Consider the following 26,003-nt stretch of genomic DNA (forward strand, 5'->3'; position numbering starts at 1 on the left):
GTCAGCCCGCTATCGCTGGCAAGCCAGCTCCCACAGGGAGTAGCGTTTTCCTGAGATTTACATCCAGCCGTATTCCGCCATCGACAGTGGCTCGCCATCACCAACGATGAAGTGATCCAGCACCCGCACATCAATCAGTTCGAGCGCCTTCTGCAATCGCTTGGTCAGGAGTCGATCCGCCTGGCTGGGATCGGTATTGCCCGACGGGTGGTTGTGGCACAGGATCACGGCCGCTGCGTTGTTTGCCAGGGCACGCTTTACGACTTCCCGGGGATGCACGCTGGTGTTATCGATCGACCCGCGAAACAGCGCCTCGAACACCAAAACCTGATGTTTGGAATCGAGAAACAGGCAGCCAAACACCTCGTGCGGCTCGTGGCGCAGCATGGATTTCAGATAATCGCGAACCGCTTGCGGACTCTCCAGCGCCGGTTTTTTACGCATGCGCTCGGCCAAGTGCCGACGGCTCATCTCCAGCACCGCCTGCAACTGGGCAAACTTTGCCGGCCCCAGTCCCAATTGCTTGCTGAACGCCACTAGATCGGCCTCCAGTAGCGCGCGCAGGCTGCCGAACTGATTCAACAGGTGTCGCGCCAGATCCACCGCGCTTTTTCCAGTGACCCCGGTTCGTAAAAAGATCGCCAACAACTCAGCGTCGGAGAGAGCCCCCGAACCCTGTTCAAGCAGCTTCTCCCGCGGCCTTTCCGCCTCCGGCCAATCGCGAATACTCATACACATTCCTTGTCTGTGGGCGCCGCTGTTCCGTAGCGGTCGCTGTGATATCGTAGCCCATCTTTTTTGCGGTCGATTTATCCCTGGGGAGGGGGCATCGCACCGCAGTCATCAACGAATTGAAAGGCAGACCTATGCAGCGGCTGTATCGGAAACGCATCGTTCTGGGCGTCGGCGGCGGCATCGCGGCCTACAAGAGCGCTGATCTGGTTCGTCGCCTGATCGACCAGGGTGCCGAAGTGCGCGTGGTCATGACCCACGGCGGCGCCGAGTTCATTACCCCGCTGACCATGCAGGCCCTGTCAGGCCACCCGGTTCACCTGGATTTGCTCGACCCGGCCGCCGAAGCGGCGATGGGCCACATCGAGCTGGCCAAATGGGCCGATCTGGTACTGATCGCCCCGGCCACCGCCGACCTGCTCGCCCGTCTGGCGCAGGGTATCGCCAACGATTTGCTGACCACGCTGGTGCTGGCCACCGACGCCGTAGTGGCAGTCGCTCCGGCGATGAACCAGGCAATGTGGCGCGACCCGGCGACCCAGGCCAACCTGCAACTCCTTGAAAGCCGTGGCCTGAAGACTTTCGGCCCGGCCTCCGGCAGCCAGGCCTGCGGCGACGTCGGCATGGGCCGCATGATGGAAGCCACCGATCTGGCGCAGTGCGCGGCGGACTGCTTCCAGCGTCAGGCATTGACCGGCAAACACGTGGTGATCACCGCCGGCCCGACCCAGGAAAACATCGACCCGGTGCGCTACATCACCAACCATAGCTCCGGAAAAATGGGCTTTGCCCTGGCCGAAGCGGCGGTTGAGGCCGGTGCCCGCGTGACCCTGATCAGCGGCCCGGTGCACCTGCCGACCCCGGATCGCGTCACGCGCATCGACGTGGTCAGTGCCCGCGACATGCTCGCGGCGTGCGAAGCCGCAATCCCTTGCGACGTGTTCATCTCCTCGGCAGCGGTCGCGGATTACCGCCCGGAAGTCATCGCCCCGCAAAAACTCAAGAAAGATCCTACGAGCGGCGACGGCTTCGTCCTGCAAATGGTGCGTAACCCGGACATCCTGGCCACCATCGCGACCCGTCCCGACCGTCCGTTCAGTGTCGGCTTCGCCGCCGAGACCGAACACCTGCTCGACTACGCTGCACGCAAGCTGAAGGACAAGAATCTCGATTTGATCGTCGCCAACGACGTCGCCAACCCGAGCATCGGTTTCAACAGCGAAGAAAACGCCTGCAGCGTGATTGACCGTGAGCTGCACGCCACGGTTTTCGCCCAGACCAGCAAGAGCAAGATCGCTCGCCAACTGGTCACTTTTATCGCCGAACGTCTGAACCAGGTTTAATTTACATGCACGCTTTGCAAGCCAAGATCCTCGACCCACGCATCGGTACCGAATTCCCGCTGCCGCAATACGCCACCCCAGGCTCCGCCGGCCTCGACCTGCGCGCCATGCTGGAACAGGACATCGTGATCAAACCGGGTGAAACCGTGCTGATCCCTACCGGTCTGTCGGTTTACATCGGCGACCCGAACCTCGCAGCGCTGATCCTGCCGCGCTCAGGCATGGGCCACAAACACGGCATCGTGCTGGGCAACCTCGTTGGCCTGATCGACTCCGATTATCAAGGCCCGCTGATGGTGTCCTGCTGGAACCGCGGCCAGACCGACTTCACCATGACCGTCGGCGAGCGCTTGGCGCAACTGGTGCTGGTGCCAGTGGTACAGGCGCACTTCGAAATGGTTGAAGAATTTGTCGAAACCGAACGCGGCACGGGCGGTTTCGGGCATACCGGCACCAAATAAGCCGGTACCCCTGTAGGAGCAGCTTCTACAGGGGAAATTTGTGCGGATTCATCTGAAAGATTTACCGCCGCAAATCAAGGTTTTGCCGGGCCAAAGCCACGCCAGCCGAGGCGTCATGGCCCTTTCATACCACGAACTCTCTGTGGAAAACGCCGTCATACCCTTCAGTTTGAGCCTGCCGTCGAGTGAATCGTCGGTGTGACCCACCACTTTCGAGATGGAGCATTTCCGCAGATGAGCACCCCAGCCAAGATTGCCCCGAAGCTGCCCGACAGCATCTTTCGCGCCTATGACATTCGCGGCACCGTGCCGGAATTCCTCAATGCTGAAACCGCTTACTGGATCGGCCGCGCCATCGGCTCGCAGAGCCTGGCCCAAGGCGAGCCTAACGTTTCCGTCGGCCGCGACGGCCGTTTGTCCGGCCCGGAGCTGGTCGCAGAACTGATCCGCGGTATTGCCGAGAGCGGTTGCCACGTCAGCGATGTCGGTCTGGTGCCAACGCCTGCGTTGTACTACGCCGCCAACGTACTGGCCGGCAAGTCCGGCGTGATGCTCACCGGCAGCCACAACCCGTCGAACTACAACGGCTTCAAGATCGTGATCGCCGGCGACACCCTCGCCAACGAACAGATCCAGGTTCTGCACGAGCGCATCAAGACCAACAATCTGAGCAGCGGCCAAGGCAGCGTGACTCAAGTCGAAATTCTCGATCGCTATAACACCGAAATCGTCCAGGACATCAAACTGGCCCGCCGCCTGAAAGTCGTGGTCGACTGCGGCAACGGCGCAGCCGGCGTGATTGCTCCGCAACTGATCGAAGCGCTGAACTGCGAAGTCATCCCGCTGTTCTGCGAAGTTGACGGCAATTTCCCGAATCACCACCCGGATCCGGGCAAACCGGAAAACCTCGTCGACCTGATCGCCAAGGTCAAGGAAACCAACGCCGACCTCGGCCTGGCTTTTGACGGCGACGGTGACCGCGTCGGCGTAGTGACCAACACCGGCAGCATCGTCTATCCAGATCGCCTGCTGATGCTGTTCGCCCGCGACGTGGTGGCGCGCAACCCGGACGCGGAAATCATCTTCGACGTCAAATGCACCCGTCGCCTGGTACCGCTGATCAAGGAATACGGTGGCCGGCCGCTAATGTGGAAGACTGGTCATTCGTTGATCAAAAAGAAGATGAAACAATCCGGCGCGCTGTTGGCCGGTGAAATGAGCGGGCACATCTTCTTCAAGGAACGCTGGTTCGGTTTCGACGACGGCATCTACAGCGCCGCCCGGCTGCTGGAGATCCTCAGCAAGGAAAAATCCACGGCAGAAGAGTTGTTTGCGACCTTCCCGAACGATATTTCTACGCCGGAAATCAATATCCATGTGACCGAAGAGAGCAAATTCAGCATCATTGATGCACTGCACGACGCACAGTGGGGCGCAGGCGCTGACCTGACCACCATCGACGGCGTGCGAGTCGATTACGCCAAAGGCTGGGGCCTGGTGCGCGCGTCCAACACCACTCCGGTGCTGGTGCTGCGCTTCGAGGCCGATGACGAGGCTGAATTGCAGCGCATCAAGGATGTGTTCCACGCCCAATTGAAACGCGTTGCACCTGATCTCCAATTACCGTTCTGATCCACCCGGAGCCCTGAATGACCCTCGAACGCGAAGCCGCCGCCCATACCGCCCAGGTCCTGTCCGAAGCGTTGCCTTACATCCGACGTTATGTCGGCAAGACCCTGGTGATCAAATACGGCGGCAACGCGATGGAAAGCGAGGAGCTGAAAACCGGCTTCGCCCGCGACATCGTGTTGATGAAAGCCGTAGGCATCAACCCGGTCGTGGTTCATGGTGGTGGCCCGCAGATCGGTGATCTGCTCAAGCGCCTGTCGATCGAAAGCCACTTCGTCGACGGCATGCGCGTCACTGACGCCGCGACCATGGACGTGGTTGAAATGGTTCTCGGCGGTCAGGTCAACAAAAGCATCGTCAACCTGATCAACCGTCACGGCGGCAGCGCCATCGGCCTGACCGGTAAAGACGCCGGGCTGATTCGTGCGAAGAAGCTCACCGTCACCCGCCAGACCCCGGAGATGACTCAACCGGAAATCATCGACATCGGTCAGGTAGGCGAAGTGGTCGGGATCAACACCGAGCTGCTGAACCTGCTGGTCAAAGGCAATTTCATCCCGGTGATCGCGCCGATCGGCGTGGGTGAAAATGGCGAGTCGTACAACATCAACGCGGATCTGGTGGCCGGTAAAGTCGCTGAAGCGCTGAAAGCCGAAAAGCTGATGCTGCTGACCAACATCGCTGGCCTGATGGACAAATCGGGCACGGTGTTGACTGGTCTAAGCACCCAACAGGTCGACGACCTGATCGCCGACGGCACCATCTACGGCGGTATGTTGCCGAAGATCCGCTGCGCACTGGAAGCGGTTCAGGGCGGCGTAGGTAGCTCGCTGATCATCGACGGCCGCGTGCCGAACGCGATCCTGCTGGAAATCTTTACCGACACCGGTGTGGGCACGCTGATCAGCAATCGCAAGCGTCCGTAAGCTACACAAACGAAAAGACCCCGCTCAGCCTGACTGAGCGGGGTCTTTTTTTGCCTGCTTTCGGCGATCAGACGCCGAACTGGGCGCGGTACGCTTCGACGGCCGGCAAATGCTGCTTGAGCTGCGGATCATCAGCGAGGAACTCCAGCACCTGATTCAGCGAAACGATGCTGATGACCGGAATACCGAAATCACGTTCCACTTCCTGGATCGCCGACAATTCACCATTGCCGCGCTCCTGGCGGTTCAGGGCGATCAGCACGCCGGCAGCCTTGGCGCCGTCCTGGGAAGCGATGATCTGCATCACTTCGCGGATCGCGGTGCCGGCGGTGATCACGTCGTCGATGATCAGCACTTCACCGGTCAGCGGTGCGCCGACCAGGCTGCCGCCTTCGCCGTGGGCCTTGGCTTCCTTGCGGTTGAAGCACCATGGCAGGTCACGGTCGTGATGCTCGGCCAGCGCAACGGCAGTGGTCGCCGCCAGCGGGATGCCTTTGTAGGCTGGGCCAAAGAGCACGTCGAAGGCAATGCCGCTTTCGACAATGGCCGCCGCGTAGAAACGACCCAGTTGCGCCAGGGCAGAACCCGAGTTGAACAGGCCGGCATTGAAGAAGTAAGGACTGGTACGCCCGGACTTCAGGGTGAACTCACCGAAGCGCAAAACGCCGCGATCGATGGCAAAACGAATGAAATCGCGCTGATACGCTTGCATGAAAAAAACCCCAAATACCACGGATTTAGCTAATTAGCTTGACGCCGTGTATCATACACGCACGCGATTTTTGGGGCCATTTATGCGGATCATCAGTGTGAACGTCAATGGTATTCAGGCTGCAGTCGAGCGTGGTTTGCTCAGTTGGCTGCAAGCACAGAATGCCGACGTCATCTGCCTGCAGGACACCCGTGCCTCCGCCTTTGAACTGGATGACCCAGCCTTCCAACTGGATGGCTACTTCCTTTATGCCTGCGATGCTGAAGTCCCTGCCCAAGGTGGCGTGGCTTTGTATTCGCGGTTGCAACCGAAGGCTGTCATCAGCGGTCTCGGTTTCGAGACGGCCGACCGCTACGGGCGCTACCTGCAAGCAGATTTCGACAAAGTCAGTATTGCCACCTTGCTGCTTCCTTCTGGGATGAACGGCGATGAGGACTTGAACCAGAAGTTCAAGCTCATGGACGACTTCGGCAAGTACCTGGACAAACAGCGACGCAAACGTCGCGAGTACATTTATTGTGGCTCGCTGTACGTGGCGCAGCAGAAGCTCGACATCAAAAACTGGCGCGACAGCCAGCAATCCCCGGGCTTCCTGGCGCCAGAGCGCGCCTGGATGGACGAGATTGTCGGCAACATGGGCTACGTCGATGCCCTGCGCGAAGTCAGCCGCGAAGGCGACCAGTACAGCTGGTGGCCGGACAACGAGCAGGCCGAGATGCTCAATCTGGGCTGGCGCTTTGACTACCAGATCCTGACGCCGGGCCTGCGGCGCTTCGTGCGCAGCGCACGCCTGCCACGTCAGCCGCGGTTCTCGCAGCACGCGCCGCTGATCGTCGACTACGACTGGACGCTGACCATCTAAGCGTCGATTCGCAGACACAAAAAAATGCCCGTATCGAAAGATACGGGCATTTTTTATGCGTCAGACCACGGTGAAAGCGGCTTGACGCTTAATGCTCAAACAGCGGCGAAAAACGGCAGGGCCAGGTACAGCTTGATCACGATGACGTTAATGAGGTCGATAAAGAACGCCCCCACCATCGGCACCACGAGAAACGCAATCTGCGAAGGCCCGAAGCGTTGCGTCACTGCTTGCATGTTGGCAATGGCCGTAGGCGTCGCACCCAGCCCAAAACCGCAGTGCCCTGCCGCCAATACCGCCGCATCGTAGTTGCTGCCCATCATTCGGAACGTCACGAAAATCGCAAACAGCGCCATGACCAAGGCCTGCGTAGCCAGGATGATGAAGATCGGCAATGCCAGAGCGGCCAGATCCCACAATTTCAGAGACATCAAGGCAATCGCCAGAAACAGCGACAAGCTGACATTGCCCAGTACCGAGACTTCACGCTCGAACACCTGATACAGGCCCAGCGCCGACAGCCCATTACGTAGCACCACACCCACGAACAAAACGCAGACAAACGTCGGCAATTCGAAAGCGGTTCCTTGTAACAGGCCATTGAGAACATTGCCGGCCAATAGACTGACGGCGATCAGCGCCAGTGTCTCGATAAACGAAAAGGGGGTAATCGAGCGCTCTTTGTTCGGCTGCTCGAAACCCTTTGGCAAGCGTGGCGTTTCTTGAGGCTGGCAACCCGGCACTTGCACGCGCTTGATGAGCAGCCGGGCCACCGGCCCACCAATCAAGCCACCCAGGACCAGGCCGAATGTCGCCGAGGCAATCGCAAGCTCGGAGGCCGATGCCAGACCGTACTTCTCGCTGAACACAGCTCCCCACGCAGCACCCGTACCGTGGCCACCCGACAAGGTAATCGAGCCCGTCAGCAGCCCCATCAACGGATCCAGTCCCAGCATTGTCGCAAGACCGATGCCCATGGCGTTCTGAACGACCAGAAGCCCGGTAACCGCCAGTAGAAAGATGCCGACTACGCGACCACCCTTCTTCAGGCTGGCAAAGTCTGCGCTCAAACCGATTGTGGCGAAGAATGCCAACATCAAAGGTGTTTGTAGTGACGTATCGAATCTGATTTCTATATCAAACGTTCGCAACATCAATAAACCCAGCGCAACCACCAAGCCACCGGCGACGGGTTCAGGAATATTGTAATTACGTAGAAAACCGACTCGTGCAACAAGCCCGCGACCCAGTAAAAGCACCAGAGAGGCGGCCACGAGCGTTCCATAAAAATCGAGCTGAATCATTGGGATTATTCTTGGCTATATATTCACCAGGCGTACTTTTTACCCGCGCACGCCTATTGAATCGGCTGATTGTCTCAACACTGATTGATTTGGAATTCAAAGACCTTCGATGGCTTGAATATATCGAGATGTTTCTGAAGCAACGTTGCGCGGAGTAACCTTAACAATCGCCAAGTCTTATTGCCAAGGACTCAGATCGCTCTAAAGCATTGCAGTTGTGACTAGAAGTGTAAGAGCTGAATATATATAAAAATATCGCCTACCGATTGTCGCGCGTAGAACCAGTCCTACACGAAAGAGTAATTAGTAGGGTTGCAAGAACACAAATGCCCTGACAAGTCAGGGCATTTGTATTAAAACTTTACGGGTCACGGAGGCTTCGTATTGATCGTTATTTGATCAGTCGCCAGGTGAACGGATATCGATAAGGGAATCCCTCATTGGCTTTCACCCCCGCGATGATCGTCAAGACCAGCGCACCGATGGCCAGCAGGCCCAACAGGAAGAAGCCGATAATCAGCAACATCAGCAAAAGGCAGATGGCCGAGGCAATCGCCACGGTGATCTGAAAATTCAGCGCTTCTTTACCCTGCGCATCGATGAACGGATCCGTCTCACGCTTCATCTGCCACAGAATCAGCGGCCCTATCAGGTTGCCAAACGGAATCCAGATCCCCAACAAGGCGGACAAATGACAAAACATCGCCCATTGGCGAACCTGTTGGCTCGGTTTGGGTAGCAGCTCTTGCTCGTCACTCATCGCGTCCTCCTTGCGGGTTTGAACCTGCTCAGTCGGCCAGTGCAGCCTTCTGCAGTTCGAAGATTTCGTTCATGCCTTTCTTGGCCAGTTCCAGCATGGCGTTCAGGTCTTCAGGCTGGAACGGCGCGCCTTCAGCAGTACCCTGCACTTCGATGAAGCCACCGGAGCTGGTCATCACCACGTTGAGGTCAGTCTCGGCGGCGGAATCTTCAAGATAGTCCAGATCCAGTACTGGCTCGCCCTGATACATGCCAACCGATACGGCGCCGATCATTTGCTTGAGCGGGTCGCCGCCTTTCAGGCCGCCACGCTTCTTGATCACTTTCAGCGCATCGACCAAGGCAACCATGGCGCCAGTGATGGACGCCGTGCGGGTGCCACCGTCGGCCTGGATTACATCGCAATCGACGTAAAGGGTCACGTCCCCCAGCTTGGACATGTCCAGAGCAGCACGCAGAGAGCGGCCGATCAGGCGCTGGATTTCCAGGGTGCGACCGCCCTGCTTGCCACGGCTCGCTTCACGCTGGTTACGCTCGCCGGTGGCGCGCGGCAGCATGCCGTATTCAGCGGTCAACCAGCCTTGGCCCTGACCCTTGAGGAAGCGCGGCACGCCGTTTTCGACGCTGACGGTGCAGATGACTTTGGTATCACCGAATTCGACCAGTACCGATCCTTCGGCGTGCTTGGTGTAGTTGCGGGTAATGCGGATCGAGCGGAGCTGATCGGCAGCGCGACCACTTGGACGTTTCATAGGAGATACCTGTACTGGGGACGGAAAACTGCGGAGCATTATAGAGCGCTGCACCGCCACTGGGCACTCGTTAAAAAAACAGGCCGACGACCGAAAGCCCTGAAACACGCATTACCGACGGGCTGCAGCCCTTTGTCACACCGTGTGTTTGGGCGCCTTCGCCGCACTGCGCTACAATCCTGCGCCTTTGCTGCCAGTCGGCTTAAATTCATTCATATCGCGCCTGCGGGACACATGTTCTGCGCCGATCTGCATTGCGAGGTCACCGCCATGGTGCACAGCATGACCGCCTTCGCCCGCGTCGAAAAAGCCGGCGCCCAAGGCACCCTGAGCTGGGAACTGCGCTCGGTCAACAGCCGCTATCTGGAGCCGCATCTGCGCCTGCCGGAGTCTTTTCGCGAGCTCGAGGGCGCCGTACGTGAAGCGCTGCGTCAGGGCCTGTCGCGGGGCAAACTGGAATGCACCCTGCGGTTCACCGAAGAAAGCACCGGCAAGCCGCTGCAAGTCGATCGTGAGCGCGCCGCACAATTGGTCGCCGCCGCAGAGACCGTTGCCGGCCTGATCAAGAACCCTGCCGCCCTCAACCCTCTGGAAGTGCTGGCTTGGCCCGGGGTTCTGGTCGCTGACGCAAGTGACCCGCAAGCCTTGAATGCCGAAGCCCTGGCTCTGTTCAATCAAGGACTGAAAGAACTCAAGGCCGGTCGCGAGCGTGAAGGCGCAGAACTGGCGCGACTGATCAACGATCGCCTGACTTCCATCGAAGAAGACGTTGTGACCCTGCGTGAACTGGTTCCGCAGATGCTCGCCACACAGCGCCAGAAGGTTCTCGACCGCTTCGCCGACATGAAGGCCGAGCTGGATCCGCAGCGCCTTGAACAGGAAATGGTCATGCTCGCGCAAAAAAGCGATGTGGCCGAAGAACTGGATCGCCTGAGCACCCACATCATTGAAGTTCGCCGGGTGCTCAAGTCCGGTGGTGCGGCCGGACGTCGCCTGGACTTCCTGATGCAGGAACTCAACCGCGAAGCCAACACACTGGGCTCCAAGGCCTTTGACCCGCGCAGCACCCAAGCCGCCGTCAACCTCAAGGTGTTGATCGAGCAGATGCGCGAACAAGTGCAGAATATTGAGTAAGGCTACCCCGACATGACCCACAGCACCGGCACCCTGTACATCATTTCCGCGCCATCGGGCGCGGGCAAAAGCAGTCTGGTCAAGGCTTTGACCGACGCCAACCCGGAGATCCGTGTGTCGATCTCCCACACCACCCGCGCCATGCGCCCGGGTGAGGTGAACGGCGTGAACTATCACTTCGTAGAGCGCAACGAGTTCGTGAAGATGATCGAGCACGGTGATTTCCTCGAGCGCGCCGAAGTCTTCGGCAACCTCTACGGCACCTCGCAAAGCCACCTGCAACAAACCCTGGACGAAGGCCACGACCTGATTCTGGAAATCGATTGGCAAGGCGCCGAGCAAGTGCGCAAGCTGATGCCGCAGGCACGTTCGATCTTCATCCTGCCGCCGTCCTTGCAGGCTCTGCACCAGCGCCTGACCAATCGCGGCCAGGACAGCGACGAAATCATTGATGGCCGCATGCGCGAAGCCGTCAGCGAGATGAGCCACTACGTCGACTATGACTACCTGATCATCAACGACGATTTCGCCCACGCGCTGGACGATCTGCAGGCGATTTTCCGCGCCAATCAGCTGATCCAGAAGCGTCAGCAACAGCGTCACGGTAAATTACTGGCCGAATTGCTCGGCTAATCAGCACTTCCCAAAACCGCTGCAAGCGCTTTACATTGGCACTTGCAGCGCGTTGAAGAGTCTGGTTAAAAAATCAGCGCTTCCCTAATCGCTGGTGATTTTTTAAACTGTTGAGTCCGCTCGCCCAACCGGGCAGCGCGCATATTGCATTCGCTCCGAGGAATACCATGGCCCGCGTAACCGTTGAAGACTGCCTGAACCACGTGGAAAACCGTTTTGAGCTGGTCATGCTCTCTACCAAACGTGCCCGTCAACTGGCCACCGGCGGCAAAGAGCCTCTGGTTCAGTGGGAAAACGACAAGCCTACCGTTGTAGCGCTGCGTGAAATCGCGGAAGGCCTGATGAGCTATGAGTTCATCGCCAACGCTGAAATCGTCGAAGACGAACCGCTGTTCGCAGCGTTCGAGGACGAGTCCAACGAGGCCGTCTAAGCCTATGCCTGGTCGACGTAGCACGGCGCGGGGTCACAGCGAACGGCAGGAGTCATCATGCCGAGCATAGACGCCCTCGCCGATCGCTTATCGACCTACCTCGGCAATGACCAGGTCAACCTGGTCCGCCGAGCGTATTTCTACGCCGAACAAGCCCATGACGGTCAACGCCGTCGCAGCGGCGAGGCGTACGTCACGCATCCTCTTGCGGTGGCGAATATTCTTGCCGACATGCACATGGACCATCAGAGCCTGATGGCAGCGATGCTGCATGACGTGATCGAAGACACCGGTATCGCCAAAGAAGCGCTGCAAGCGCAGTTCGGTGAAACCGTGGCCGAACTGGTCGACGGGGTCAGCAAACTGACCCAGATGAATTTCGAGACCAAGGCCGAAGCCCAGGCTGAAAACTTCCAGAAAATGGCCATGGCCATGGCACGCGACATTCGTGTGATCCTGGTCAAGCTTGCCGACCGCCTGCACAACATGCGCACGCTGGAAGTGCTGTCCGGCGAAAAGCGCCGGCGCATCGCCAAGGAAACCCTCGAAATCTACGCGCCCATCGCCAACCGGCTGGGCATGCACGCCATTCGTATCGAGTTCGAAGACCTCGGTTTCAAGGCGATGCACCCGATGCGTTCCGCGCGGATCTACCAGGCAGTCAAACGCGCCCGGGGCAACCGCAAGGAAATCGTCAACAAGATCGAAGAATCCCTGGGGCATTGCCTCGCCATCGACGGCATTCAGGGCGAAGTCAGCGGTCGCCAGAAACACCTCTACGGCATCTACAAGAAAATGCGCGGCAAGCGTCGGGCCTTCAACGAGATCATGGACGTCTACGCGTTCCGGATCATCGTCGACAAGGTCGATACCTGCTACCGCGTGCTGGGCGCTGTACATAATTTGTACAAACCGTTGCCGGGACGTTTCAAGGATTACATCGCGATTCCCAAGGCCAACGGCTATCAGTCGCTGCACACCACGCTGTTCGGCATGCACGGTGTGCCGATCGAGATCCAGATCCGCACCCGCGAAATGGAAGAGATGGCCAACAACGGCATCGCCGCCCATTGGCTGTACAAATCCAGTGGGGATGAGCAACCGAAAGGCACTCATGCCCGCGCCCGTCAGTGGGTCAAGGGCGTGCTGGAAATGCAGCAACGTGCTGGCAACTCGCTGGAATTCATCGAAAGCGTGAAGATCGACCTGTTCCCGGACGAGGTCTACGTGTTCACGCCCAAAGGCCGGATCATGGAGCTGCCCAAAGGCTCCACGGCGGTCGACTTCGCCTACGCGGTGCACACCGATGTTGGCAACAGTTGCATCGCCTGCCGGATCAACCGCCGTCTCGCACCGCTGTCCGAGCCGCTGCAAAGCGGCTCCACGGTCGAGATCGTCAGCGCTCCCGGCGCACGGCCGAACCCGGCGTGGCTCAACTTTGTGGTCACCGGCAAGGCGCGAACGCACATTCGCCATGCGCTGAAACTGCAACGCCGCTCCGAGTCGATCAGCCTTGGCGAACGCCTGCTGAACAAGGTGCTCAACGGCTTCGACAGCGCGCTGGAAAAAATTCCGGCCGAACGCGTCGCGGCGATGCTCGCCGAATATCGCCTCGAACTGATCGAAGACCTGCTGGAAGACATTGGCCTGGGCAATCGCATGGCTTACGTGGTCGCCCGTCGTCTGCTTGGCGAAGGCGAACAACTACCAAGCCCTGAAGGTCCGCTGGCGATTCGCGGCACCGAAGGCCTGGTACTCAGCTACGCCAAATGCTGCACGCCGATCCCGGGCGACCCGATTGTCGGGCACCTGTCGGCGGGCAAAGGCATGGTCGTGCACCTGGACAACTGCCGCAACATCAGCGAAATCCGGCACAACCCGGAAAAATGCATTCAGCTCTCCTGGGCCAAGGATGTCACCGGCGAATTCAACGTCGAGCTGCGCGTCGAGCTGGAACATCAGCGCGGCCTGATTGCGCTGCTCGCCAGCAGCGTCAACGCAGCCGACGGCAATATCGAGAAAATCAGCATGGACGAACGCGATGGTCGCATCAGCGTCGTCCAGTTGGTGGTCAGCGTCCACGACCGTGTGCACCTGGCCCGTGTGATCAAGAAACTGCGCGCCCTGACCGGAGTGATCCGCATCACCCGCATGCGTGCCTGAGCCCACCATTACAAGGAGTCATACATGACCAAGACTGTTATCACCAGCGACAAGGCCCCGGCTGCCATCGGCACCTACTCCCAGGCAATCAAGGCTGGCAACACCGTTTACATGTCGGGCCAGATTCCTCTGGACCCAAAAACCATGGAACTGGTGGAAGGCTTCGAAGCCCAGACCGTCCAGGTGTTCGAGAACCTCAAGGCCGTGGCCGAAGCCGCCGGCGGTTCGTTCAAGGACATCGTCAAACTGAACATCTTCCTCACCGACCTGAGCCACTTCGCCAAGGTCAACGAGATCATGGGCAAGTACTTCGACCAGCCATACCCGGCGCGCGCCGCCATCGGCGTGGCAGCCCTGCCAAAGGGTTCGCAGGTTGAAATGGATGCCATTCTGGTCATCGAGTGATGCGCACGGCGCGGCCTTAAGACGCCGCGCCGACTGCTCAGCAAGAAAAGGTTTTGAAAGGATTCCACCATGCGCAAAGCGCTAGCTCTCCCGCTGCTCGCCATTTTCCTCGGCGGCTGCGCCAGCAACCCTGCCGACCGTGACATCAGCGGCACCTGGATCAACCAGGTGGCGATCGATGCTGCAGCCAAGGGCGGCCCCCTGCGCGAAGCGCTTCAGGCCTACGGCCCGAACCTGGAGTGGGACGTCAACACCAAGGCCGGTCAGGCCCGCTATACCAACGGTTTTGAGAACGTCGAAGGACGGCTGCTGGGCGAACAGTCCGGCGCCTGGAAAGTCGACTTCTATGGCAGCTCCGCCAGCGAGCTGAAACGCGACGGCGGGCAACTGCAGCAAGCCGCCAGCGAAAACGAACCGGAACAGGTCTTCGACCGCGCACAGATTCCGGTGCCGGAAGGCGCACCGATCGGGGCCAGTTTCGAACGGGCACTGTATTCGGCCTACATGGGCGGCAGCTGGACAATTGCCAGTGGTCAAGGCGAAGGCGGCACCGTGCAGTTCCAGGCCGATGGCCAGGTCTCCGGTTTGCCGGGTGCCGATCGCTATGCGTTGTGCCTGGCGGGCGATTGCGCGTCGATGAGCAGCACCAATGACAACATGTGGCTGCAACTCAACGGTCAGGGCAATGCCTATATCTTTGCGCGCAAGGGCAAGGAACTGGAAATCTTCCAGGCCGTGAACACGGCGTTGGCGGATGAAATGCCGCAGTACACGCCAGGCGAACGAAAGTGGTTGCTTGAGAAGCAGTAAACGTTCCTGAGAGCAACACATAGCACTGTGGGAGCGAGCTTGCTCGCGAAGGCGGCTTAACAGTCAACGATGATGTTGGATGTGCCTGCCCCTTCGCGAGCAAGCTCGCTCCCACAGGTGTTTTTGGCGTCTTTAAGTCAGCATTTTCCTTCAAGGATCGCCGCGTAACCTTCGCGGTAACTCGGGTATTTCGGCGTCCAACCCAAGGCCTTCGCCCGGGCATTGCTGCACCGCTTGCTACCGGTACGCCGCACACTGGCATCCTCCGCCCACTCGGTCACACCGAGGTACTCACGCAACCAGCCCACCACTTCGGCCAACGGTGCCGGTGCATCATCGACGCCAATATAGAACTGTTCCAGCGCCACACCTCGATGATCAGCATCCAGCAGGAACGCCAGCAATCCCGCCGCGTCATCGGCATGTATGCGATTGCCATACAGCGGCGGATCAACTGCAACCCGATAACCACGACGTACCTGAGTCAGCAGCCATTCACGGCCCGGACCGTAGATACCGGTCAGACGCAGGACGCTCGCCGGGATACCGCTGTTAAGTGTCACCTGCTCGGCTTCGAGCATCAATCGACCTGAGTAGCCGGTGGCGACGGTTTCGGAAGTCTCATCCACCCACTCGCCGTCCAGTTGCCCGTAGACACTGCTGCTGGACACGAAGATCAGGCGCTCGGGCACTTGCCCATAGTCGTCCAGCCAACTCAGCACGTTCTGCAAGCCCTGCACATAAGCCGCGCGATAGCCGGCCTCGTCGTGATCGGTCGCCGCTGCGCAATACACCAGGTAATCCACGGCACCTACGGGCCAGGTCGCCGGACAGTCTTCGTTGAACAGGTCGCCGGCAACACCGATGACACCCTCAGGCAAACGCGAGACATCACGGCGCAGGCCATGAACTTCCCACCCGGCGGTCAACAATTGCTTGGCCAGACGACTGCCGACATCACCACAACCGGCAATCAAAACAGAAGGCGCGGACATCAAAAAACTCCCATCGGAAAGGGACAGACTAGCCTTGGCAGGAGACGTGCGGCTAGCAATCAAGGAAAAAAAGATACTCTATTACTTTTGTTAACAAGAATTACTTGCAATAATGCAGGCCACTTTTGTTCTCGGCCTCACGAGGCCTGGAAGAGCATCATCGTTTTTCTATCTCAGGTCCGGCCAGCATGACACGTAATCACATCCCCGCTTCGCCAACCAACCGACCTCGCGCCTGGAGCGCGGTGGCAGCTCTGCTGCTCAGCCTGATGCTGGCACCGACCGCCGCCTTCGCCGACGCCCAAGCGCCTGCGACGCCAGCCGCCACCGAGCAGAGCGCTCCTGCGGCTGCCGCACCTGACGCAACAGCCCCTGTTCAGACCCTCGATGCCACACCGGCCGAAGTCCCTCAAGCCCTCGAAGCCGACAACAGCCTGGGCATGGCTCACGACCTGTCGCCATGGGGCATGTACCAGAACGCCGACATTATCGTGAAAATCGTGATGATCGGCCTGGCCATCGCTTCGATCATCACCTGGACCATCTGGATCGCCAAAGGCTTTGAGCTGATGGGTGCCAAGCGTCGTCTGCGGGGTGAAATCGCCGCGCTGAAGAAAGCCACCACCCTTAAAGAAGCCAGTTCCACTGCGGGCAAGGAAGGCACCCTCGCCAACCTGCTGGTGCACGACGCGCTCGAAGAGATGCGCCTGTCGGCCAACAGCCGCGAGAAAGAAGGCATCAAGGAACGCGTCAGCTTCCGTCTCGAGCGCCTGGTTGCCGCTTGTGGTCGCAACATGAGCAGCGGCACCGGCGTGCTGGCTACCATCGGTTCCACCGCACCGTTTGTCGGCCTGTTCGGCACCGTGTGGGGCATCATGAACTCCTTCATCGGCATTGCCAAAACCCAGACCACCAACCTCGCCGTCGTGGCCCCAGGCATTGCTGAAGCACTGCTGGCCACCGCACTGGGTCTGGTTGCTGCGATTCCTGCGGTTGTGATCTACAACGTGTTCGCCCGCTCCATCGCCGGTTACAAGGCGCAGGTTTCCGACGCTTCGGCAGAAGTCCTGCTGCTGGTCAGCCGCGACCTCGATCACCAGCCTGAGCGCAGCTCGCAACCGCACATGGTGAAAGTGGGGTAATCGGCCATGGGCCTGCATTTGAAAGAAGGCGCAGACGACGATCTGGCCGAGAACCACGAAATCAACGTCACGCCGTTCATCGACGTGATGCTGGTGCTGTTGATCATCTTCATGGTGGCCGCTCCATTGGCCACGGTGGACATCAAAGTCGACCTGCCTGCCTCGACCGCCAAACCGGCGCCGCGGCCGGAGAAACCGGTGTTCCTCAGCGTCAAGGCTGACCAGCGCCTGTTCCTCGGCGAAGACGAAGTGAAGCCTGAAGCACTGGGCGCCACCCTCGACGCGCGCACCAAAGGCAAGAAAGACACCACCATCTTCTTCCAGGCTGACAAAGGCGTGGATTACGGCGACCTGATGAGCGTGATGGATAACCTGCGCGCAGCAGGCTACCTGAAGGTCGGTCTGGTCGGACTCGAGAGCGCAGTCAAGAAATGATCAGGACGCGCCATAAGCTGACGCGTTACAGCGGTAGCCTGGCCGTGGTGCTGGGCGTTCACGCGCTGGCCATCGCGCTGGCGCTGAACTGGACGACCCGCCCGCCCATCGAATTGCCGCCTCAGGCAATGATGGTCGAGCTGGCACCGGTTCCAGCCCCGCCACCGCCGGCCCCGCCGAAAGTCGTCACGCCACCGCAGCCACCTGCGCCGGTCGAAGAGCTGCCGATTCCGAAATTGGCCGAAGCGCCGAAAGCCGAAATCGCAGTGCAGAAACCCAAACCGAAGCCAAAGCCTAAACCGCCAAAGCCGATCGAGAAAAAGCTGCCCGATCCGCCGAAGGAAAAACCTTCCGAGGAAAAACCGGCCGACACGCCACCGACTCCGGCACCGACGGAGAAATCCGCGGCACCGGCACCAGGCCCGTCGCCGGCACAATTGGCCGCCAAAGCCAGCTGGCAAGGCACCCTGCTCGCGCATCTGGCCAAGTACAAAAAGTATCCGCAAAGTGCTCAGGCACGTGGCAAGGAAGGCCTGAACCGACTACGTTTCGTGGTCGATGGCGAAGGCAACGTGCTGTCGTTCGAACTGGTGGGCCGCTCCGGCAACGCCGATCTGGACCGGGCCACCCTGGAAATGATCCGCCGCGCGCAGCCGCTACCCAAGCCACCGGCCGACATGTTGACCAATGGCTCGATCGAAATTGTTGCGCCGTTTGTTTACTCGCTCGAGCGCCGCCGCTAAGAAACACCGCAACACCTGTGGGAGCTGGCAAGCCAGCTCCCACAGGGTTCTCCGCCAGCCGAGAGAGCCAAGTCAAAAGGCACCGAAAGGTGCCTTTTGCATATCTAGCAACGGCAAACCCACATTGCCCGGTGTCGCACTCCTCCCTCAGTCTGATAACGTGCGTCTATCGATCGCAGCCGGTATGCTTGGCCCGCATCTTCATGGACGCTTGCTATGACCCTCACAGAATTACGCTACATCGTCACCCTCGCCCAAGAGCAGCATTTCGGCCACGCCGCCGAAAAATGCCACGTCAGCCAGCCGACCCTGTCGGTGGGCGTGAAGAAACTTGAAGACGAACTCGGTGTGCTGATTTTCGAGCGCAGCAAAAGTGCCGTGCGTGTGACGCCGGTCGGCGAAGGTATCGTCGCCCAGGCACAAAAAGTACTTGAGCAAGCACAAGGCATTCGCGAACTGGCCCAGGCTGGCAAAAACCAGCTGACAGCCCCGCTGAAAGTCGGCGCGATCTACACCGTCGGCCCGTACTTGTTCCCGCACCTGATTCCACAACTGCACCGGGTCGCCCCGCAGATGCCGTTGTATATCGAAGAAAACTTCACCCATGTGCTGCGCGACAAACTGCGCAACGGCGAGCTCGACGCGGTCATCATCGCCCTGCCGTTCAACGAAGCCGACGTGCTGACCCTGCCGCTCTACGACGAGCCGTTCTACGTCCTGATGCCGGCGCAGCACCCGTGGACGCAAAAAGAAACCATCGACGCCGGCCTGCTCAACGACAAGAGCCTGCTGCTGCTCGGCGAAGGTCACTGCTTCCGTGATCAAGTGCTCGAAGCCTGCCCGACCCTCACCAAGGGCAACGACGGCGCCAAGCACACCACGGTCGAATCCAGCTCGCTGGAAACCATTCGCCACATGGTCGCGTCCGGCCTGGGCATCTCGATCCTGCCGCTGTCGGCCGTCGACAGCCATCACTACGCCCCGGGCGTGATCGAAGTACGGCCCTTGTCGCCGCCGGTGCCATTCCGCACCGTGGCGATTGCCTGGCGCGCGAGCTTCCCGCGCCCGAAAGCCATCGAGATCCTCGCCGACTCCATTCGCCTGTGCTCGGTGGCCAAGCCAGCGGCACCGGTTACAGCCGGTTAAGCAAGCGTCATGACGGAGCTGTCGCAAGTGTCGGTGACGGCACTCAAGGGTGTCGGCGAAGCCATGGCCGAGAAATTGGCCAAGGTCGGTCTGGAGAATCTCCAGGACGTGCTGTTCCACCTTCCGCTGCGCTACCAGGATCGCACCCGCGTGGTGCCTATCGGCCACTTGCGTCCGGGACAGGACGCCGTGGTCGAAGGCACCGTCAGCGGCGCCGACGTGGTCATGGGTCGTCGTCGCAGCCTCGTCGTGCGCTTGCAGGACGGCACCGGCGGCCTGAGTCTGCGCTTCTACCATTTCAGCAACGCACAGAAAGAAGGCCTCAAGCGCGGCACGCGAGTTCGCTGCTACGGTGAAGCCCGACCCGGCGCATCAGGACTGGAAATCTACCACCCGGAATACCGCGCAATCACTGGCGACGAGCCGCCACCGGTGGATGAAACCCTGACCCCGGTCTACCCGCTCACCGAAGGCCTGACCCAGGCGCGACTACGCCAGCTATGCATGCAAACGCTGACGATGCTCAAACCTGACACCCTGCCCGACTGGCTGCCGACCGAGCTGGCTCGTGACTATCAACTGGCGCCACTGGCCGATGCGATCCGCTACCTGCATAACCCGCCCGCCGATGCCGACGTCGATGAACTCGCCCTCGGTCATCACTGGGCGCAGCACCGCCTCGCCTTCGAAGAGCTTTTGACGCATCAACTGTCCCAGCAACGCCTGCGCGAGAGCATGCGTTCGCTACGCGCGCCGGCCATGCCGAAAGCGAAAAAGCTGCCGCCGAAATATCTGGCCAACCTCGGCTTCAGCCCGACCGGTGCGCAACAACGCGTCGGCAACGAAATTGCCTACGACCTGAGCCAACACGAACCGATGCTGCGGCTGATTCAGGGCGACGTTGGCGCGGGTAAAACCGTGGTCGCCGCCCTCGCTGCGCTGCAAGCGCTGGAGGCCGGCTATCAAGTTGCACTGATGGCGCCGACCGAGATCCTGGCCGAACAACACTTCATCACTTTCAAGCGCTGGCTCGAACCGCTGGGCATTGAAGTCGCGTGGCTGGCCGGCAAGCTCAAGGGCAAGAATCGCGTCGCCGCGCTGGAGCAGATCGCCAGCGGCGCGCCGATGGTGGTGGGCACCCACGCGCTGTTCCAGGACGAAGTGCAGTTCAAGAATCTCGCGCTGGTGATCATCGACGAACAGCACCGCTTCGGCGTACAGCAACGTCTGGCACTGCGGCAGAAAGGCGTCGGCGGGCGCATGTGCCCGCATCAACTGATCATGACTGCCACACCGATTCCGCGGACGCTGGCGATGAGCGCCTACGCCGACCTCGACACCTCGATCCTCGACGAATTACCGCCCGGTCGAACCCCCGTCAACACCGTGCTGGTTACCGACACCCGCCGCGTCGAAGTCATCGAGCGGGTACGCGGCGCTTGCGCCGAAGGGCGTCAGGCCTACTGGGTGTGTACGCTGATTGAAGAGTCGGAAGAGCTGACCTGTCAGGCCGCCGAAACCACCTTCGAAGACCTCACCGCCGCCCTCGGCGAGCTGAAAGTCGGGCTGATCCACGGCCGCATGAAACCCGTCGAAAAAGCCGCGGTGATGGCCGAGTTCAAGGCCGGCAACTTGCAACTACTGGTCGCCACCACGGTGATTGAAGTCGGTGTCGACGTACCCAACGCCAGCCTGATGATCATCGAAAACCCCGAACGCCTCGGCCTCGCGCAGTTGCACCAGTTGCGCGGCCGCGTGGGTCGAGGCAGCGCCGCCAGCCATTGCGTGCTGCTCTACCATCCGCCGCTGTCACAGATCGGTCGCCAGCGCCTGGGCATCATGCGCGAGACCAACGACGGTTTCGTCATCGCCGAAAAAGACCTCGAACTGCGCGGCCCCGGCGAAATGCTCGGCACCCGCCAGACCGGCCTGCTGCAATTCAAGGTCGCCGACCTGATGCGCGACGCCGACCTTCTGCCCGCCGTGCGCGATGCCGCGCAAGCTTTGCTGGAACGCTGGCCGACGCACGTCAGCCCATTGCTCGACCGCTGGCTGCGCCATGGGCAGCAATACGGCCAAGTGTGAGCACCGTCGCAGTTTCTGAACCCTCGTTCCAACCAAGCTGGTTATACTCGTGCAATTGTTTCAAAAACGGATACAGACCATGACCGAAGCTGCTCTCGCCCCCGAATCTCCGCACGCTCCGTCTGTTATTCGGCTGCTGCTCAACAAGCTGGGCATTGCCTACGAAGAAGTGCTCGACCACCACGGCCTTAATGCTTCGCGCAAAGTGCAAGCCGTGTTGCTGGACGACGCGGTCGGTGCGCTGATGGTGCTGTTTCCCCAGAGCCAGTTGCTGGATCTCAACCGCCTCGCCGAACTGACGGGCCGTCGCCTGACCGCCGTCTCCACCGAGCGCCTGGAAAAAATGCTCGGCAAACACAGCCTGAGCCTGCTGCCGGGTCTGCCGGCGCTGACCAGTTCGCCGTGCCTCTACGAAGAAAGCCTGCTGCGTGAGCCGAAGTTGCTGATCAACTCCGGCGAGCCGGGCGTGCTGCTGGAAATTGCCAGCGAAGCCTTCAAGACCATGCTGACCAAGGCCAGCGCCGCCAACTTCGGCGAAGCCCTGAGCAGCATCCGCCCGAACCTCGACCGCCCGGACGACGACCGCGAGGAAATCACCCAGGCCGTGCAAGCCTTCACCGCGCGCCGCATCCAGCAACGCCTGGAAGCGACCATCGAGATTCCGCCGCTGGCCGAAACCGCGCAGAAAATCATCAAGCTTCGTGTAGACCCGAACGCCACCATCGACGACATCACCGGCGTGGTCGAAACCGACCCGGCACTGGCCGCGCAAGTGGTGAGCTGGGCGGCGTCGCCGTACTACGCTTCGCCGGGCAAGATTCGTTCGGTGGAAGACGCGATCGTCCGCGTGCTCGGTTTCGATCTGGTGATCAACCTGGCGCTGGGGCTGGCCCTCGGCAAGACCCTAAGCCTGCCGAAGGATCATCCACAACAAACCACGCCATACTGGCAGCAGTCGATCTACACCGCCGCCGTCATCGAAGGCCTGACCCGCGCCATGCCACGCGCCCAGCGCCCGGAAGCCGGCCTGACGTATCTGGCCGGCCTGCTGCACAACTTCGGTTACCTGCTGCTGGCCCACGTGTTCCCGCCGCATTTCTCGCTGATCTGCCGCCACCTGGAGGTCAACCCGCACCTGTGCCACAGCTTTGTGGAGCAGCACTTGCTGGGTATCAGCCGCGAACAGATCGGCTCGTGGCTGATGCGCTACTGGGACATGCCTGATGAACTGGCCACCGCCCTGCGCTTCCAGCACGACCCAAGCTACAACGGCGCCTACGCCGAATACCCGAACCTCGTCTGCCTGGCCGTACGCCTGCTGCGCAGCCGTGGCATCGGTTCCGGCCCGGATGAAGACATCCCCGACGCCCTGCTCGAACGCGTCGGCCTGACCCGCGACAAAGCCAACGACGTCGTCAGCAAAGTGCTTGAAGCCGAAGTCCTGCTACGCGAACTAGCCTCGCAGTTCAGCCAGGCCTAAACGCAAACAGGCCCGCTCCTTCAGGGGTTACACAATCCCTGTGGGAGCGAGCCTGCTCGCGAAGCGTCCAACTCGGTCTATCTGACTGACACAAAACCTGTGGTGAGGGGATTTATCCCCGACCGGCTGCGCAGCAGTCGCATACCCAGCCCCCATAGCGTGTCTTGTGCAACGAAGATCAAGCCAGGTAACGGATCATCCAACCGCCCTCTACAATGGGGGATCCTTTGACTGCATATTCACCGCACACAACAATCTGACCCTGAGCCGTAGTTGTCATATCGAACATGACATCCAGCCAATTACGATTATCAAAAACAACCCAACCCACTCTGTTAAAGGTCAGATCCAATTCACCCGTGAGCAAATAACGTGCGGTCAAGGCAAGGGTGTTATCCGTCTGGGCAACGCTGCCTGTAACACCTGAAATGATTAGCTTGTCATCGCCATCGCCGCCGAAGGCGCAACGACGCCAGGTCTGACCCATATCCGTCAACTTGGAGTAATGCGGTTTGCCTCCATTGAAGACCAGATTGAAATCGCCATCCCGGTTCAATACAAAAATCGCCCCTTTGGCCGAATAAAGACCTTCAAAAACGTCTCCGACGAGAGCGATCAAGCCATCTTTTCGCCGCACAGCAATGTCACTAATAACCAGTTGATCGCCCTGGCTGGGCAACATCAAGGTCGAGAAAAGCGGGTCTTGTTTTCCATTTGCGTTAAAGCGTGTGACATACATGCCTATATCGTTGCCCGGTGTGAAGTACGGACCGAATACCACTAACTTTCCATCTGCCTGAATGGCCAGGCCCGAGCCATAACTCCCGGTCGTCCCCTCCAACTCGACAAAAGCCCTACCGGTTCCGTTGAAGGTTTTATCAAACGTGCCATTCGAATTCAGCCGAACAACCAGCCCCTTGTATTCGCCGACGGAGTAATCAGCGGCGGAAGTCATTACGACTATCTTGCCATCTGGCTGCTCAACCCCCGCCGCCAGAGAATTGCCATCGCCCTTGCGGGCCGCATGAATAGGGTCAGCAGCTTTTCGCTCACCGAGATGAGCTTCCATTTTTTTTGCCTGATCAGGCGTCCCGCCACTCAAGGGATCCAGAAATACGACTCCGCCGTCTCCAAAACTTTCGTCAAGACGACCATCCTTGAGGAGCCGGATGATCGCCACTTTGCTGTAGGCTTCGTCTTTTTTTCGGGCTTCACAGGCAATCAGCACCCCAGCATCAGCTAACAGGCCCGCCCCTAAGATGAAAGGTATGTGCGTATCAGGAAAAGAGATCTCAACAAAGCCTTGCTGTTCGGTACCAAAACCCGTTCCAGCATCAATCTTTCCGCCGGCAGTCAATCGCACCACCGCAAAACCGACCGGAAAACCTGATAAACGACTCACGGCAATCAACTTACCGTCGGGTAATGAAACAACAGCCTGAGGCGCCAGGCTGGATACCTCGGGAAACGCCCAATTGAGTACGCCACCGTCGGCAAACGTCGGATCGAGCGTCCCCGCCTTTGCGGTGTCCTGTGCCTGAGTCATGATCTTGCTCCATCAAGTTTTTATGAAAGTCCTGCATCCAGGACTCGAACTTGAGTAGAGCACTGCGACTAGCGTTTCCACACCTGATAGAAATAACAGTCAGATTGTCTTTGGAAGACATACCACCGACACAAGAGGCCAATGCTGATAGCTGCACCACCGCCCTCGCTACACCAACTCAAACCTTAGGCTTGGCCTTGCGCGGCTTCAAATACTTCATCAATCCCTGAAACCACATCACCAGCGCCGGATTGCCCTTGATCTGGATCGACTTGTCCTGAATCCCCTGCATAAACGCCAACTGCTTGTTCTTCGCCTGCATCGTGGCAAAGCCATAAGCCGCATCTTTAAAGGCAATCGCAAACGCAGGCTCTGCCACTACGCCAGACTTGCTGGTAATCCGCTGATTCTTCACCACGAAATGCCGCGCCACCTTCCCGTCCAGCGTCTGCATCTGAAACACCAGATCCTTGTCACCCAACTGCTGCTGGAACGCAGGATTAGTCCGACTGGCCTTACCCATCAACAGACCCAGCATCCACAGAAGAAAACGAAATTTCATGCGCACAGCCTCAAAAGGAAAATGAACGGCCGGCGCAGTGTAAGGGATTCAAACGATAACGCCACTATCTGCCTCTATTGGAAGAGGATGCAGACCATTTCCCGCACGATGACTACCAAGTCACGATTCAGTGTTCAGCCGCTGATCGTTCCCATGCTCCGCGCGGGAATGCATCCCGAGACGCTCCGCGTCTCACCATTCACCTGTCCTACACCTGTTGAAACACATCCCTGTAGGAGCTGGCGAAGCCTGCGATCTTTTGATCTTCCGCCCTGCAAATCCATGGGAAATTTCCTGCAAAGTGCCGGGCTGTCCATGAACTAGGCGAGTTGGTGCGATGTGGATAGGCTCTGTGGGTCGCCGCAAAATCGGTGGCCGGATGTGCAAGTCCGAACTCGGGGAAATCAATTAACTGCTCAGGATTTACACCGATGACCGATGAAACATTCAGCACTGAAGCAACCTCGCCCTACGAATCCCCCAATTCGAAGAAATTCCACGAAGCCGCCGAGCGCGCCCTCGACCACCATTTCAAACCCGCCGCCGAACCCCGCCCCAAACGCGAAACCGGCCTCTTCAGTCTCTCCCCCGGCACCGACGCCGAAGCCCTCATGGCCAACGCCTCGGAAGACCTGCTGTCCATCAGCGTCATCGCCTGCGACCTGGCCGACGACCTCCACGGCTCCCGCCGCTCGGTCGCGCTGGCCCTGAGCAGAATGGCGGACGGGGTGCGGTTGATGGTCGAAGGGATGCTCGATCACATTGAAGTGCGGAGTGTGAAGGCCAAGCCGTAACGGGATTTGCTGTCTAGTC

The 26,003-nt window shown here is 59.5% G+C and carries 25 protein-coding genes and 1 pseudogene; 18 read left to right on the forward strand and 8 right to left on the reverse strand.

From position 1 onward, the window contains the following. Positions 1-57: 57 nt before the first annotated feature. Positions 58-732: a RadC family protein gene (radC, locus tag ACA069_RS27900; RefSeq protein ID WP_489881440.1), complete on the reverse strand. Its 675-nt coding sequence runs from the start codon at positions 730-732 to the stop codon at positions 58-60. 134 nt (positions 733-866) lie between these two features. Between radC and coaBC the strand changes: the two genes are divergently transcribed. The 4 genes and pseudogenes from coaBC to argB all read left to right on the forward strand — a co-directional run bounded on the left by coaBC (position 867) and on the right by argB (position 5,091). Beyond that, a complete protein-coding gene (gene coaBC, locus ACA069_RS27905) occupies positions 867-2,075 on the forward strand; it encodes a bifunctional phosphopantothenoylcysteine decarboxylase/phosphopantothenate--cysteine ligase CoaBC (RefSeq protein WP_187680377.1) in 1,209 nt (402 codons plus the stop codon). A gap of 5 nt (positions 2,076-2,080) precedes the next feature. Further along, entirely contained in the window at positions 2,081-2,536 is a 456-nt protein-coding gene (dut, locus tag ACA069_RS27910) for a dUTP diphosphatase (protein WP_016985816.1), read from the forward strand. A gap of 228 nt (positions 2,537-2,764) precedes the next feature. Next, positions 2,765-4,168, forward strand: a pseudogene (locus ACA069_RS27915) (phosphomannomutase/phosphoglucomutase); the annotation flags it as partial. A gap of 17 nt (positions 4,169-4,185) precedes the next feature. Next, positions 4,186-5,091 carry an acetylglutamate kinase gene (gene argB, locus ACA069_RS27920; RefSeq protein ID WP_003229488.1) on the forward strand — a complete coding sequence of 302 codons (906 nt, stop codon included), beginning with the start codon at positions 4,186-4,188 and terminating at the stop codon, positions 5,089-5,091. A gap of 67 nt (positions 5,092-5,158) precedes the next feature. Here argB and pyrE read toward each other — a convergent pair whose 3' ends face one another. Continuing rightward, positions 5,159-5,803: an orotate phosphoribosyltransferase gene (gene pyrE / locus ACA069_RS27925; protein ID WP_187680344.1), complete on the reverse strand. Its 645-nt coding sequence runs from the start codon at positions 5,801-5,803 to the stop codon at positions 5,159-5,161. 82 nt (positions 5,804-5,885) lie between these two features. Here pyrE and crc point away from each other — a divergent pair, with 82 nt between their 5' ends. Beyond that, on the forward strand, positions 5,886-6,665 hold the full coding sequence (gene crc / locus ACA069_RS27930) for a catabolite repression control protein Crc (RefSeq protein ID WP_007920349.1): 780 nt from the start codon (positions 5,886-5,888) through the stop codon (positions 6,663-6,665). A gap of 95 nt (positions 6,666-6,760) precedes the next feature. Here crc and gltS read toward each other — a convergent pair whose 3' ends face one another. From gltS to rph, 3 genes are all read right to left on the reverse strand, one after another. Further along, positions 6,761-7,969: a sodium/glutamate symporter gene (gltS, locus tag ACA069_RS27935; protein WP_187680343.1), complete on the reverse strand. Its 1,209-nt coding sequence runs from the start codon at positions 7,967-7,969 to the stop codon at positions 6,761-6,763. A gap of 391 nt (positions 7,970-8,360) precedes the next feature. Then, a complete protein-coding gene (locus ACA069_RS27940) occupies positions 8,361-8,729 on the reverse strand; it encodes a DUF4870 domain-containing protein (protein WP_401272182.1) in 369 nt (122 codons plus the stop codon). Between the two features lie 28 nt (positions 8,730-8,757). Then, the gene (gene rph, locus ACA069_RS27945; RefSeq protein WP_095187917.1) at positions 8,758-9,480 is read right to left on the reverse strand and encodes a ribonuclease PH; all 723 of its coding nucleotides are present in this window, start codon (positions 9,478-9,480) and stop codon (positions 8,758-8,760) included. A 270-nt stretch (positions 9,481-9,750) separates the two neighbouring features. Here rph and ACA069_RS27950 point away from each other — a divergent pair, with 270 nt between their 5' ends. The 6 genes from ACA069_RS27950 (at position 9,751) to ACA069_RS27975 (ending at position 15,056) form a co-directional block, all read left to right on the forward strand. Further along, positions 9,751-10,614 (forward strand): YicC/YloC family endoribonuclease, encoded by an 864-nt coding sequence (locus ACA069_RS27950; protein ID WP_187680376.1) that lies wholly within the window; start codon positions 9,751-9,753, stop codon positions 10,612-10,614. Between the two features lie 12 nt (positions 10,615-10,626). Further along, positions 10,627-11,247, forward strand: coding sequence for a guanylate kinase (gmk, locus tag ACA069_RS27955; RefSeq protein WP_187680341.1), 621 nt, complete (start codon positions 10,627-10,629; stop codon positions 11,245-11,247). A 167-nt stretch (positions 11,248-11,414) separates the two neighbouring features. Next, complete coding sequence (gene rpoZ / locus ACA069_RS27960; protein ID WP_007894670.1) at positions 11,415-11,678, forward strand: DNA-directed RNA polymerase subunit omega; 264 nt, start codon at positions 11,415-11,417, stop codon at positions 11,676-11,678. A 57-nt stretch (positions 11,679-11,735) separates the two neighbouring features. Then, a complete protein-coding gene (gene spoT, locus ACA069_RS27965; RefSeq protein WP_187680340.1) occupies positions 11,736-13,841 on the forward strand; it encodes a bifunctional GTP diphosphokinase/guanosine-3',5'-bis pyrophosphate 3'-pyrophosphohydrolase in 2,106 nt (701 codons plus the stop codon). Positions 13,842-13,865: 24 nt separating this feature from the next. Next, positions 13,866-14,246, forward strand: coding sequence for a RidA family protein (locus ACA069_RS27970; protein WP_003229509.1), 381 nt, complete (start codon positions 13,866-13,868; stop codon positions 14,244-14,246). Positions 14,247-14,315: 69 nt separating this feature from the next. Then, complete coding sequence (locus ACA069_RS27975) at positions 14,316-15,056, forward strand: putative periplasmic lipoprotein (protein WP_401269773.1); 741 nt, start codon at positions 14,316-14,318, stop codon at positions 15,054-15,056. A 137-nt stretch (positions 15,057-15,193) separates the two neighbouring features. Here the strand turns inward: ACA069_RS27975 and ACA069_RS27980 are convergent, their stop codons facing one another. Further along, on the reverse strand, positions 15,194-16,051 hold the full coding sequence (locus ACA069_RS27980) for an SDR family oxidoreductase (protein ID WP_497615610.1): 858 nt from the start codon (positions 16,049-16,051) through the stop codon (positions 15,194-15,196). A 188-nt stretch (positions 16,052-16,239) separates the two neighbouring features. On the opposite strand from ACA069_RS27980, the gene exbB reads away from it, so the two are divergent. The 6 genes from exbB to ACA069_RS28010 all read left to right on the forward strand — a co-directional run bounded on the left by exbB (position 16,240) and on the right by ACA069_RS28010 (position 23,082). After that, positions 16,240-17,193 carry a tonB-system energizer ExbB gene (gene exbB / locus ACA069_RS27985; RefSeq protein WP_497615611.1) on the forward strand — a complete coding sequence of 318 codons (954 nt, stop codon included), beginning with the start codon at positions 16,240-16,242 and terminating at the stop codon, positions 17,191-17,193. Positions 17,194-17,199: 6 nt separating this feature from the next. Next, positions 17,200-17,628, forward strand: coding sequence for a TonB system transport protein ExbD (gene exbD / locus ACA069_RS27990; protein ID WP_095187912.1), 429 nt, complete (start codon positions 17,200-17,202; stop codon positions 17,626-17,628). Further along, complete coding sequence (locus ACA069_RS27995; RefSeq protein ID WP_497615612.1) at positions 17,625-18,371, forward strand: energy transducer TonB family protein; 747 nt, start codon at positions 17,625-17,627, stop codon at positions 18,369-18,371. The genes exbD and ACA069_RS27995 overlap by 4 nt, the downstream gene beginning before the upstream one ends. 216 nt (positions 18,372-18,587) lie before the next feature. Then, positions 18,588-19,517: a hydrogen peroxide-inducible genes activator gene (locus ACA069_RS28000; protein ID WP_187680335.1), complete on the forward strand. Its 930-nt coding sequence runs from the start codon at positions 18,588-18,590 to the stop codon at positions 19,515-19,517. Between the two features lie 9 nt (positions 19,518-19,526). Further along, positions 19,527-21,602 (forward strand): ATP-dependent DNA helicase RecG, encoded by a 2,076-nt coding sequence (gene recG / locus ACA069_RS28005; RefSeq protein ID WP_401269781.1) that lies wholly within the window; start codon positions 19,527-19,529, stop codon positions 21,600-21,602. 79 nt (positions 21,603-21,681) lie between these two features. After that, on the forward strand, positions 21,682-23,082 hold the full coding sequence (locus tag ACA069_RS28010) for an aminoacyl-tRNA deacylase and HDOD domain-containing protein (protein ID WP_497615613.1): 1,401 nt from the start codon (positions 21,682-21,684) through the stop codon (positions 23,080-23,082). A gap of 178 nt (positions 23,083-23,260) precedes the next feature. Here the strand turns inward: ACA069_RS28010 and ACA069_RS28015 are convergent, their stop codons facing one another. Continuing rightward, on the reverse strand, positions 23,261-24,628 hold the full coding sequence (locus tag ACA069_RS28015; protein ID WP_497615614.1) for an NHL repeat-containing protein: 1,368 nt from the start codon (positions 24,626-24,628) through the stop codon (positions 23,261-23,263). Between the two features lie 178 nt (positions 24,629-24,806). Then, a complete protein-coding gene (locus ACA069_RS28020) occupies positions 24,807-25,190 on the reverse strand; it encodes an SCP2 sterol-binding domain-containing protein (protein ID WP_489881433.1) in 384 nt (127 codons plus the stop codon). A 431-nt stretch (positions 25,191-25,621) separates the two neighbouring features. Here ACA069_RS28020 and ACA069_RS28025 point away from each other — a divergent pair, with 431 nt between their 5' ends. Beyond that, on the forward strand, positions 25,622-25,984 hold the full coding sequence (locus ACA069_RS28025) for a DUF6124 family protein (protein WP_489881432.1): 363 nt from the start codon (positions 25,622-25,624) through the stop codon (positions 25,982-25,984). The last annotated feature ends 19 nt before the right edge of the window (positions 25,985-26,003 follow it).

Source organism: Pseudomonas sp. LBUM1652 (genome assembly GCF_059716105.1).